The organism is Maribacter chungangensis, assembly GCF_042676845.1.
GTDB classification, from domain to species: domain Bacteria; phylum Bacteroidota; class Bacteroidia; order Flavobacteriales; family Flavobacteriaceae; genus Maribacter; species Maribacter chungangensis.
This window is the reverse complement of sequence record NZ_JBHTHY010000004.1, coordinates 231,981-244,664: the sequence shown is the minus strand read 5'-3', so window position 1 is coordinate 244,664 and position 12,684 is coordinate 231,981. Positions and strand designations below refer to the sequence as shown.

The 12,684-nt window shown below is 39.8% G+C and carries 8 protein-coding genes; 3 read left to right on the top strand and 5 right to left on the bottom strand.

Going from position 1 to position 12,684, the window contains the following annotated elements:
* Positions 1-11: 11 nt before the first annotated feature.
* Positions 12-1,115: an acyltransferase family protein gene (locus tag ACFQZJ_RS07240; RefSeq protein ID WP_379933442.1), complete on the top strand. Its 1,104-nt coding sequence runs from the start codon at positions 12-14 to the stop codon at positions 1,113-1,115.
* 97 nt (positions 1,116-1,212) lie between these two features.
* Here the strand turns inward: ACFQZJ_RS07240 and ACFQZJ_RS07235 are convergent, their stop codons facing one another.
* From ACFQZJ_RS07235 to ACFQZJ_RS07220, 4 genes are all read right to left on the bottom strand, one after another.
* A complete protein-coding gene (locus tag ACFQZJ_RS07235; RefSeq protein ID WP_379933441.1) occupies positions 1,213-2,451 on the bottom strand; it encodes a nucleoside permease in 1,239 nt (412 codons plus the stop codon).
* Positions 2,452-2,743: 292 nt separating this feature from the next.
* Positions 2,744-3,703, bottom strand: a complete 960-nt coding sequence (locus tag ACFQZJ_RS07230; protein ID WP_379933439.1) for a formylglycine-generating enzyme family protein — start codon at positions 3,701-3,703, stop codon at positions 2,744-2,746.
* Between the two features lie 139 nt (positions 3,704-3,842).
* Entirely contained in the window at positions 3,843-4,622 is a 780-nt protein-coding gene (locus tag ACFQZJ_RS07225; RefSeq protein ID WP_379933437.1) for a 3-keto-disaccharide hydrolase, read from the bottom strand.
* 131 nt (positions 4,623-4,753) lie between these two features.
* Complete coding sequence (locus ACFQZJ_RS07220; RefSeq protein WP_379933435.1) at positions 4,754-6,061, bottom strand: Gfo/Idh/MocA family protein; 1,308 nt, start codon at positions 6,059-6,061, stop codon at positions 4,754-4,756.
* A 567-nt stretch (positions 6,062-6,628) separates the two neighbouring features.
* Between ACFQZJ_RS07220 and ACFQZJ_RS07215 the strand changes: the two genes are divergently transcribed.
* Positions 6,629-8,026 carry a Gfo/Idh/MocA family protein gene (locus ACFQZJ_RS07215; RefSeq protein ID WP_379933433.1) on the top strand — a complete coding sequence of 466 codons (1,398 nt, stop codon included), beginning with the start codon at positions 6,629-6,631 and terminating at the stop codon, positions 8,024-8,026.
* Positions 8,027-9,349: 1,323 nt separating this feature from the next.
* Positions 9,350-11,131, top strand: coding sequence for a Na/Pi cotransporter family protein (locus tag ACFQZJ_RS07210; protein ID WP_379933432.1), 1,782 nt, complete (start codon positions 9,350-9,352; stop codon positions 11,129-11,131).
* A 627-nt stretch (positions 11,132-11,758) separates the two neighbouring features.
* On the opposite strand, the gene ACFQZJ_RS07205 is transcribed toward ACFQZJ_RS07210, so the two are convergent.
* Positions 11,759-12,481 (bottom strand): energy transducer TonB, encoded by a 723-nt coding sequence (locus tag ACFQZJ_RS07205; RefSeq protein WP_379933430.1) that lies wholly within the window; start codon positions 12,479-12,481, stop codon positions 11,759-11,761.
* Between the last annotated feature and the right edge of the window lie 203 nt (positions 12,482-12,684).

Sequence of the window (12,684 nt, the reverse complement as noted above, 5' to 3'; positions counted from 1 at the left end):
AACCAACAACTATGTCCAAAGTACAAGAAAACCCCAGTGATCGGCTTCTGTCGCTCGACTTTTATAGAGGCCTAACCATGTTTTTACTTATTGCCGAATTTTCTCATTTGTTCACTTTTTTTGTTTTACCAAGGTTTGAAGGAACCATTGTTTATACTATCGGTTCTCAATTTCATCATGTTGATTGGGAGGGACTGCATTTTTGGGATTTGATTCAGCCCTTTTTCATGTTTATTGTAGGTGTTGCCATGCCCCTGTCCTTTTCAAAACGAATGGCAAAAGGCGATTCCTATAAAGACTTGACCATACATGCTATCAAAAGAGCATTTTTGATGTTGCTCCTAGGCTGGGGCTTATATTGTATTGACCCCGGCGTTATCGTTTTCAGATTTCAAAATGTATTGGCCCAATTGGGAGTTGCTTATATTCTGGCGTTTTTGGTAATCCGAAAATCCGTGGTGGTTCAAATAGGTTTTTCTGTACTCTTACTTATCATTACCGAAGGCTTATATCGCTTCTTTCCAGTTGAAGGATTCACAAATGCCTTTGTCGATGGAGAAAATTTTCCAACCTGGTTTAATATGCTTGTTTCCGGAGAGCAACAGGGAGCTGGTTGGGCAATGTTCAATGCCATACCTACAGCGGCACATACAATATGGGGCGTTCTCGCGGGCCAATTGCTAATCGGAAATTATTCAGCAAAGAAAAAACTTCAATTCTTATGTATTGCAGGTGTTATTGGCTTGGTCATAGGATATGGTCTGAGTCCTATTACCCCCATCATAAAAAAGATAGCGACCAGCACATTTGTTGTCGCCAGTGGAGGGTGGTCATTAATCGCGCTAGCATTGTGCTACTGGTTAATAGACATTAAAAAATATCAAAAAGGCGTATTATATTTTGCGGTAGTAGGGATGAACCCACTATTCATTTATCTATTTGCACATGTTGGCGGAGCCGATCTTATTAAAAAGATTGTACTTCCGTTTTCCAACGCGCTGTTCGGTTGGACGGGCGAACTAAGTGCCCAAATTATTTTAAGCTGTATTGTACTATTTTTACTTTGGTACATTTGTTACTGGATGTATAAAAAGAAAATATTTATTAGAATCTAGTGAAATGAATAAAAGCCGATGTTAATTTATGACGCGTTAAACACTACGGGTTGGTTCTAAATCCAATACTATGGTTCAATTTTTTGGTTATTCGATGCTATTGTCTTCTTGCGTGATTTCTAAGCCCCTTACCTGCTTTACTGGAAGGGAAAATCCTTTCCTTAAAGAAAAATAGGAACAATAAAGCCACCAAGGCTGAAATTAGTGCCGGAACCAACCAAATTGATTCCCATTGATAACTTGCCAAACCATCTATATCAATAAGGTAATTCTCGGTAACGGCCCCTGAAACAAAGGAACCTATAAACATACCCACACCATAGGTAGCAAATGTAATTAGCCCTTGTGCTGCATTTCTAAATGCCGGCTTCGCTTTTTTGTCTATATAGATTTGTCCAGATACAAAAAAGAAGTCATAACAAATACCATGTAGAAGTATTCCAAGATACAACATCCAAATTCCGGAACCTATATTTCCATATCCAAACAAAAGGTAGCGCAGCGCCCAAGCAAACATACCAATTAGCATCATTTTTTTTATACCCAGTCTTCTAAACGCAAAGGGCATTAATACCATAAAGAGAAGTTCCGATACCTGACCCATTGTCATTTTACCCGCAGCATTGACCATTCCTAAATCATTTAGAAAAGGATTAGCGAAATTGTAATAAAAGGCTAAGGGAATACAAATGATGACGGAGCTTAAAAAGAATACGACAAAAGACCTTTCTTTGAAAAGCACCAAGGCATCCAAACCTAATATTGAAGAAAGACTGGCACTTTTTCCCGAAGGAGGTATACTTGGCAAAAAAAAACTTAAAACACCTAGAACAACAGAACAATATGCGGCAATACGGAAGGTCATATAAGAGGATTCCAATTCCATAAAACCTACAAAAAGTCCAGCAAGTATCCACCCGATGGTACCAAAAACCCTGATTCTTGGAAATTCTTTACCAGGCTCCTTCATTTGGGAAAAAGAAATGGAATTGGCCAAAGAAATCGTTGGCATATATAATAAGGTATAAAGCAGGATCAACCACCAGAAGTCTTGAAAATGGGAAACAGTACTTATATAATACAAGGTTACCGCTCCCAATAAATGTAAAAACCCCAATACTTTTTGGGCGGAGAAGAATCTATCGGCAATAAGTCCCACAAAAAAAGGAGAAATAATCGCGGCAATTGAAAGGTTTGCGTATGCCGCCCCTACCTGTGTTGGATCGACCTCCAATGAGGACAACAAGTAAGTACCCATGGTAACATACCAAGCACCCCAAATAAAATACTCCAACAGCATCAATACGGATAAATGAAGTCTGATGGAATTATTCATTTTGATTAGTTTGCTAGTGATTTTTATTATTCGCTATTTGCAAAAAACACCTCAATACACTGATGTTTTTCCCAAAATAAGTGACAATTCCTTCCATGCTACTACATATTAACATTTACCCTATTAGCATTACTATAAACTGCTATTCCTTTATAGTAAAACATTGCTATTGACCAATAAGCAAACCCAATTGCTTTTGTAAAACGGTAGTGCAATTGATTAATTAAGTTATGGCAAACTCTATCCTGATCGAACAGCGCTACATTTTGCTCTTTGGATAAATAGGTGCTTTTTAAAAATCGTCCATAGCTTGAATCCAATATTTATCAATTTCTTCCTTGGACGGAGTTTCCTTTGGCCTAACAAGCCTAAAACCAACAAAAGGAGCCTCCGTTAACCACCAGATACTTTTGGGCATTTGGGGGTCACGTATTTTCCACTTATTTGAAGAGGCGAGACGACTCGCGGACCGGAGATCCTTAGCCGTGTCCATCCACGAACCTCCTCTTACTGCACGGGGGTATAATGTTGTTGGTTTTAGATAAGGGTTGTCCGCCGGACTACCGCTTAATTTATTAAAGTAATTACCCGTATATTGATCAGCTGTCCATTCCGCTACATTTCCATGCATATCATATAGACCAAAAGCATTTGGAGCCTTCGTGCCTACCCTACCGTACCCTTTTTCAGCGTTCTCTTGAAACCAGGCATAAGTACTTAGTTCCTTTGGGTCATTTCCAAAATGATACGCAGTAACAGATCCCGCCCTACAGGCGTACTCCCACTCCGCTTCCGTAGGCAATCGATAAAAATGTCCTGTTTTGGTATACAGCCATCGCGCATACATCATTGCGGCATATTGTGTCATATTTACCGCAGGGAACCCTTTTCTCCCCATACCAAAGCTCATGTCTATGTACATAGGAGTTGCAGTAGATACTCCGTCTACCAGATGTTTTGACCCATCTTTCAATATGACCTCCCTAGCCTTGATTTTCTCTGGACTTTCATCAAGGAACAGGCTGTACTGCTCCCAAGATATTTCATAGGCACCCATCCAAAACGAATTAATCTTAACCTGCTTTTGAGGTCCTTCATCACTATCCCTGCCCGCTTCGTTAGCGGGACTTCCCATTAAATAGGTTCCGCCGTTTATGGGAACCATTTCTATTTGAATATCCGAGCCCGGAATGCTCTCTGAATAGGGCTCAAATTTAAAGGTTCTCCCTTTTTGGAAATCCGCAGTATCCATCCAGAAATAATTAATCCCCATTACTAAGAAAACAGATAAAAAGTAACGCATAGCTTCTATAAAAAGTCATAATTGAATAATCTCTATAAAAGGAACCCTAGTTCCATTAAAGAAAGATGATTTTTACTATTATTTTTCCCTATTGATCAAGTAAAGGGGCAATTTGTTCGGCAGAGGTGACGCCTGGCGGAAGTTCTATTATTTCCAAATTCCTGAAATGTATTTCCGCTCCCTCGGATTCAAGACATAAGTATCCCTTTTTTTGAGTAGATTTGGAAATTCCGTTTACAAACTTACCGTTAACCGAAAGTTTAATGACGCCATCTACACAAACCACGTGATAGGTATTCCATTCTCCCTTGCCCTTACATCTGTTCTCTACGGATTTACTTCGTTCACCCCTTGGGTTATCCGGGACAGTCACTACTCCCCCTACACCCCAAACTTCTCCATGAACGTAAGCTATAGGAGGTTTAACACCGTCTTTGGCGTTTATGTTTACCCAATCCAATTCTAGCATTTGTATCTCTACACCATCTGGCAACGGTGAGTCCCCTTTTGGGTCTGCATTGCTCCAGGCAAAAACACCTGAATTACCGCCAGATTCCATGTGGCGCCACTCTACCTTTAAAATAAAGTTCTCATATTGTTTCTCCGAACGTACCACACCAATAGGAAGACCTAAATTTACCAGTACGCCATCAGGACGAACGGTCCATCCTTCTTTTACGGTATTCACATTTACCCATTTAATGGTAGATGCCTCGTTAGATTTTCCATAAACTAAATTATCCAAGGTATTCTCGCTTCCAAATTCAAATTCAAATGCTTCATGCTGGGCATTGATATCGTAAGAATTCAACACTGCTGCTATTAAAGCCAAAAAGATGATTTTTCTCCAAATGATATTTCTATTCATATTCGTACATTTAAAAAACTTATCACAACACTCTGTCTGTCAGATAATTATATTTATTTATTCTAAGTCTAAGTTTAAGTTAGGGATATTTCAATGATTACAAGAAATCATGTATTGTTCAACACCTGTACTTAAATCATTTTAGTAATACCTGGAATAGGAATACCTGTACCATCAAATTGTAAGTCCCAACTGTATTCATCATCTTTGGGGCCTAGAAAAACGTTCGAATTCATTGCCTCATCCCAAGTTATGGTCTGCCCCGAATAGGCCACATCCCTACTTAGTATTGCCATCAATGTACTATTTGCAGCCCTTTCAGCGTCATTCAAGGGGTTTTCTTCACGAATGGATTTAAAAAAGGCATCCTGTTCGGACTGGTACATATCGTTCTTTTCGCCCTCGTACTTCCAGGTTTTGGCACCCCAAATTTCATGTCTGTCACCTTCATACAAAGCATTTCCTTTTGATCCGGCAATCTCAACAGAATTTCTGGACGAACCGCCCTTTAGTTGTCTTGTGGTTACATTGCCCTTTAAACCGCCTCCATAATCGAATTCTACGGCAAAATGATCGTAAATATTACCATACTTTTCCTCGGTACGCCACTGCCTTCCCCCAACTCCTGTAGCACTTAGCGGCATTCTCTCTCCCATGGCCCATGAGATCATATCTGTACTGTGAACGAACATTTCTACAATAAAATCGCCACTGAGCCAATTATAATAATACCAATTGCGCATTTTATACTGCATATCGTTCCAATCCGGTTGGCGTTCTTTGTACCAAAGTTCCCCTCCGTTTCTAATAGAGCTAATGGACTTTATTTCTCCAATATCACCATTCAATACCTTTCCAAAAAGGGCTTGTTTCTGCAAGTCATATCTAAAACACAGACCCGAAACAATGGATAGATTTTTGTCCTTTGCCTTTTTTGCAGCTTCCAATACCTTTCTTATACCGGGTGCATCGACAGCCACCGGTTTTTCATAAAAAACGTGCTTACCTGCCTCTATAGCCGCGGCAAAGTGTTGTGGCCTAAAACCCGGTGGTGCCGCCAGAAGCACCACATCAACACCAGAATCAATTAATTTTTGATAAGCATCGAATCCAACGAACTGTCTATTCTTTTTAACCTCTGCGCGCTGCCCATGTGCTTTTTTCAATAGTTCCAATGAGCTGGTCAATCGATCTTCAAAAGCGTCTGCCATAGCATGCAAAACCGTATCCGGGTCTGCTCTTAACGCCTGTACAGCGGCACCGGTACCGCGACCCCCGCAGCCCACCAATCCAACCTTGAGTACTTTGTTCTTTGTTAGGAACGAATTTGCAAACCCTGCGTTTAAAGTTGTCGCACTAAAAAGTGTTGCGGCTCCAGCCTTTTTTATAAAGCCCCTTCTATCGGTACCTGATACCGATACACTATCTTTTTTTTTCATGATTTCATTGTCTACACCAAGTATTCTGGTTGATTAGATATTTTATTTATTTTTTGATAAATTACATGCAGGCAAAACAGTTTTCCGTTTTACAAAAAACCATTCCTTTGTAGCCTTAAATTCCATTTCACATAATCCATGTCCGCTGAGGACCTTAACCTTTAACACACAAAATTTTATCACTTCCTACTATTCAAACCATTAAAAACGAAAAAACAATGGTAAAACCTATATGTTCACCTCAACTTACGTTACAGTAATATTGAGCGAAATGCTTTTATAAAAGTGACAAATCAAAAATTGTCTTACCTATCTTTTGGTAACCTAACCTTTAATTATACCTCAATTCGAATATAATAATTTTTACATATACTATTTTGTTTAAGACTTGGAAAGTTTGCACTAAAAAATATTATATTTAGATAATGTTTAAAGATAATTGATGAAATTTCACAAATTATTTAGAATAAGGAATTTTACATAACAATGAAATTGACTAAACTGATGCGTTCAAAAGAACGCCAACGTGACAAAAAACATATAATTTCTTAAAATAAATTACATCACATGAATTCGAACCGAAGAAATTTTCTAAAAAGAACATCCTTGGCAGGTGCAGGACTTGCCATGACTCCAAGTATTGCCAATACAAATTTGTTTTCTCAAAATCGGATCTCTAGCGCCACTTACATGGGAGATTTTGCCGCTGAAAAACTAGATACCGTACGTTTCGCAATTATAGGTGTGGGGGCTCGAGGATCGGGTCATGCAAAGCAAATCGCGGCCATAGAAGGTACCGAGATTGTGGCCATATCCGATCTGTACGAAGATTTAGCCCAAAAAGCGGAAAAAGAGTGCAAGGAACAAGGCAAAGGGCAAAGGCACAAAAAAATAAAACTTTATACAGCTGGCGAGAACGACTGGAAAAAGATGCTGGAAGAAGAAAGACCGGATGCCGTAATCATTGCCACACCATGGAAACTACATGCACCCATGGCTATTGGAGCCATGAACGCCGGTGCCCATGCCTTTGTAGAAGTTCCCTTGGCGCTAACCTTGGCCGAAATGTGGGAAATCGTTGATGTTTCCGAAAAGACCAAAAAACACTGTATGATGATGGAGAACGTGAATTACGGCCGCGAGGAGCTCCTCTATCTAAATATGTGCAGGCAGGGTGTGATCGGGGAACTGCTTCATGGAGAAGCTTCCTATATACATGAGTTACGTTTCCAGATGAACGAGGTGGAGCGTGGAACAGGATCTTGGCGAACTCCCCATTATGCCCACAGAAACGGAAATCTTTATCCCACCCATGGCCTTGGCCCTGTTGCACAGTACATGAATATAGGTCGGGGAGATGATACGTTCAAATTTATGAACTCCTTTTCATCCCCCGCAAAGGGACGCCAGCTCTATGCTGAAAAAAACTATCCGGCCGATCATAAATGGAATGCCTTGGATTACAAAGGCGGGGATATAAATACATCGATCATAAAAACCCAAATGGGACGTACCATTATGGTACAATGGGACGAGACCAGCCCAAGGCCCTATTCTAGACATAATCTAATTCAGGGAACCAAAGGTACCCTGGCGGGCTTCCCTACAAGAGTAGCGTTGGAAGGCGGCATTGAAGGGGTTACGGAAAACCACCACCAATGGGCAGAGGGCGAAGGAATGGAAAAGATTTATGAAAAGTACGAACACCCTTTATACAAGCGCATGGGGGCACTGGCCAAACAAATGGGTGGTCATGGAGGTATGGATTTTATGATGCTCTACCGCATTGTAGAATGCCTACGCAAGGGAGAGCCTTTGGACCAAAATGTATACGAAGGTTGCCTTTGGAGCGCGGTTACACCGTTAAGCGAGGCATCAGTTACAACCCATGGAGCTCCGCAGGAATTCCCGGATTTTACAAGGGGATCTTGGAAGGATACGGCACCACTTGCCATTGTGAGTTGATTTTGGACCTAACATGTAAAATTGAAGCTAAAATGTCTGGGGCGAACCGTAAGGCTATTACTTCAGTTTCATTTGGCACCACCGGTCAAAACTTAAATTGATTATACGCTGCCTCACCCCGCCCCAAAGTGGGACGGGTAGGGTAGTTTCATCCCTATTAATGCCATACGCCATAGCATTAAGATACAAGAGGTCCTAGTCTTTTATTCAAGACCCCTGCACCCAAATTCCGGTAGACTATATACATCTAATTGTTTACCAGCCGCAATTATTCAATGCTCGCCCACTATCAAAACCTCACTCGAAAACATTTCTGTTGAGATTATTACATTAACAATTGACTTAGGCACTTAATCAATACTGTTTATTAAGAATAGGCTATGCCCAATGTCATTTAGTTGCCCGATTTCCAAGCTCAGGGCCGTTCCATGTTTTCATGGGAAAGAGCGTTAAAGACTCCTCTCTTGAGATCCCTGCCTCCGACGAACGAAGTTTGAGTGAGAGGAAGGCACAGGTGTCCGCCAAAGGTGGACGGAAAGTTTGACCCGCAAACTTGTTCACGCCAGCTTGGTTCTTGACATGCATGCCGTTACCGACGCCAAGCTTAAAGAAGACACCAAATTTCCCTGGATTATGCGGTGACGCCCCATACGTGGGCAATTTTGCGGTCATATCTCCCCGTCAGCAAAGCTGCCGCCCCTCTTTTCTAAAGAGGGGAGCAAAAATATGCATACATGATAAAACCGTAAGCCAAAATTTAACAGGTATGTTGGTAAGGCAAGCTTAATAAATTACCGAAATCCAATAATCGTAGGGCTTAACATGTATTAGCTAAGTGCCTAAGTCAAATTATCAAAGACAGCTACAGCCAAAAAATTCAAAGAACTCAATCTAAGTTCTCAGATTTAGTTGTAAAACGGTGTTCAACTTTTACCACCATTACGTTTTTCGAAATACACCAAGTTTATAGCGGCCATTACGTTACATACATAGGACAATCAAATTACGAGCTTTAACTGTTAAGAATACCTAAACAAGCCACCTTCTTGTTAATAGACTACCTAAAGAAACGAATACCGATATCTATCAGGAGCAATACACCCAAATTAAGGATTAGGGTTTTAACGTTCAACTTACCAATAAATCAAATTTTAAGGGTGTACCGTGAGGTAAAATACTATTAAACTTTAGCCATGGAAAATATGTTTGTCCAGGAAAAAGCCTTTTAGGTATTTGCAATTAATTTACATTATATTTATTTTAAATAAGCAATAGTAACGTGTTCCTAATAAAGCCATTTCCATCATTCAAATTATTCACGCTATGATAAAAAGAATGTTTTTTTATACGTGTCTAATTCTACTTGGGATTATTTTGTTCATTAACCCAAATTTCAAAACGATTACAGCGGGGGTAGCCATCTTGTTATTTGGCATGATTATGCTAGAAGAAGGATTTAAAGTATTCACTAAGGGACCGCTCCAAAACATATTAAAAAAAGCGACCGACAAACTGTACAAAAGCATCGCTGCCGGAGCAGTGGTTACCGCCCTTATCCAATCGAGCTCCTTGGTATCGGTCATCGCAATTTCATTTATGAGTGCTGGATTGATAAGTCTAAGTGGCGGAATGGGGTTGATTTTTGGTGCAAATATTGGGACCACAGCAACAGCTTGGCTCGTTGCTGCCTTTGGTTTAAAAATCGAAATTTCGGCTTTGGCAATGCCTATGCTTGTTTTCGGAATTGTTTTTTCCTTACAAAAAAAAATCTCTTTAAAAGGAATTGGCAATGTCCTTGCCGGGTTGGGATTCTTCTTTTTGGGAATACACTTTATGAAAGAAGGTTTTGATGTATTTAAGGAGTATATAGACCTTACCCAGTACGCTATTCCGGGCTTTTTCGGAATTGTTGTTTATACCGGGATCGGGGTTGTCATAACTACCGTTTTACAATCCAGTAGTGCTACCGTAGCTTTAATATTGACTGCCTTGGCCGCTGGTCAAATTGAATATGAGAACGCGCTAGCACTCGCCATTGGGGCCAATATTGGCACAACGATTACGGCGGTATTGGGATCTATTGGCTCCAATATTGCGGGCAAACGACTGGCCGGGGCACATTTAATATTTAATTTGATAACCGGAGTGGTCGCCTTGGCCATCATATTTCCCCTTGCAGACCTAGTAGACTACCTTTCTGCTCTCGCAGGTATTTCAGCAGATGATTTTACTTTGAAACTCGCAATGTTCCATTCTATTTTTAATGCCTTGGGTGTATTAATAATGATTCCGCTGATAAAAACGACCGAGAGCTTCTTACTACGCTTTTTTAAGGAGAAAGAGGATAAAGGAATAGAAATTCCCAAATATCTTAACGAAAGTGTTTTGGAGTTTCCGAGTACTGTGGTATTGGCTTTAGCCAACGAATCCAAGTATCTATACGAAAATGCAATTTTTGAAATAGTCACGCATGCATTAAATATTCATAGACAGGATATCAAATCTAACTTAAAAGCAAAGGAAGTTGTCAAAAAGTCAAAAAATAATTTTAATACCGATGTTAGGAATTTGTATTATAGTAAAGTAAAGACGATTTATGGAGAAATCATACGATATGCAACTACGGCCCAAAGTAAATTAAAGATGGGCGAAATTATGAACAATAGGATTTCGGAGCTCATAATTGCAAATCGTAAAATGGTGGAAATCATAAAAGCGGTTCGGGAATTGGGCAGAAACGTATCTCGATATCTACAGTCGGACAATACGTATATGGAAAAGGAATACGATAAGTTTCGAAAAAAAATCGTTAAGGTATTGCGGGTCATTTATCTGTTTAGAACCCAAGAGGACAAAGAATTGTATTTTTCAAAGCTTTTAATACTCAGAAACGAAGCTAAGGAAGGAAAGTATCGAACAGACAAATCTATAAATACGCTAATTAGAAAAGACCTCATAAACGCAGAAATGGCCTCTTCTTTGGTCAACGATAAAGATAACTTGAACGACATTATCAAAAATTTAATTTCAGTTGCAGAATTGCTCTATGGAGAAAAGGATTCGCTATTGGAAAATGAAAAACTACTGGAAAAAGAGATCGCCTAATCTTGAATTTTTTCCTCTCGATTATGTTCGTCATATTACAATGGCAAACTAATTATGTTAGCCTTGATCAGCTCTTTGGTCTCCGAGACAATACTAAAGTACTCATCGTGTTTTTAAGTCTTGACTCTTTTGTCCAGGTTCGCAGGACTTGTTTTTAAATGGATTATTGAAAACCAACTTGCAGCCCTTGCTTTTTCTCCATTATCGGGGCATTTTTTTGATTAGTTACATTTTATTTAATAAAATTTGGCTGTAGTTTAATTTTGCGTTGACAGCTTTATGTTGTGCTAAGCAAAATAGAACCTTTTGAAATTATCGCTATACACTTTCATTTTCGGTCTGTGTTCCTTCCACTTTGCAGGGGAAGGAACCATAATGGGAACAGTTTGTTCAAAAAAAAAGGAGTGCCTATCAAGAACAATGGGCAAGCGACCCATAGCCCACAGGGATTCGAACATTAGCGACCGCTTTTAAACGGTACGTTTATGGATTTGGTAAATCAACGCTGTTTTTAACTAGAGCTTAAAATTTATAAAAATCTTCATAACTCTGTCGAAGCAAGGCAATACCGCAAGTGAAACCACTTTTAAAACAATAAGGAAAGCCCATAACCGATCCTGTTCCCGGTTACTCCAGCTTAAAGTTGATAGGAATACTATAAGGCACCCGTACAGCCCTACCCCGTTGCATACCGGGAGTCATTTTTGGTATGGTTGCAACGATACGGCTAGCCTCCATTTCCAAATTTTTATCAGGGCCGCGAACCCTTATATCGGAAATATATCCTTTATTATTTATGGCAAATTGTACGTACACCCTGCCCTGTATACCCATTTCTACCGCAACATCCGGGTATTTAAACTCCTTGGCCACATGCTCTTGAATCTTCTTTTGAAAACAAGCCCTTTGTTCATCCCTGTTTTTTAGGTGTTCGCAACCTGGAAAAATAGGTACGTCCTCAATAACCGCAAAAGGCACGGATATTTCCTCTTCCAATTCATCGACTATAATATCATCTACGGCAACGGGTGCCTCAATAACGGATTCTTGATCCGACTCGGTGCTTTCTATAATTGTTTCCTCAACATCATCGTTATCCTCGGCTATTTGAATTATTTCGGGTGCCGCCGGCGGAGGGGGTGGCGGAAGTGTCTTTACCTGCTCTGTCATAGGAACTTCTTCCTTAATCTCATCTTTAAGGTCCATAGACGCTACAATTACATCATCTTTGGTATAGGTCTTATATTCCAGTGCTCTCCAGGTTAGGAAAAGCACAAGCGTTAGACCAAAAACAAAATAGAGACCACTATTAAGGTTCAAATCGACTTCTGGATTTTTCTTGACTTGCATAACAGTATGTTTTTAAGAGGATTAGCATTCCCAAATTAAATCGGATTTCTTAAAACACACATGATTTATATCAGTCTACAATGAATTTCGCCCCTTTTTAAAAGAGTTTTTTTAGGGGTATTTTATCAAAATCATTAGTAAACCAAGTACGAACAGCGGTACAGGATAAGGGAATCGACCCAAACATACGATGCATTCATACC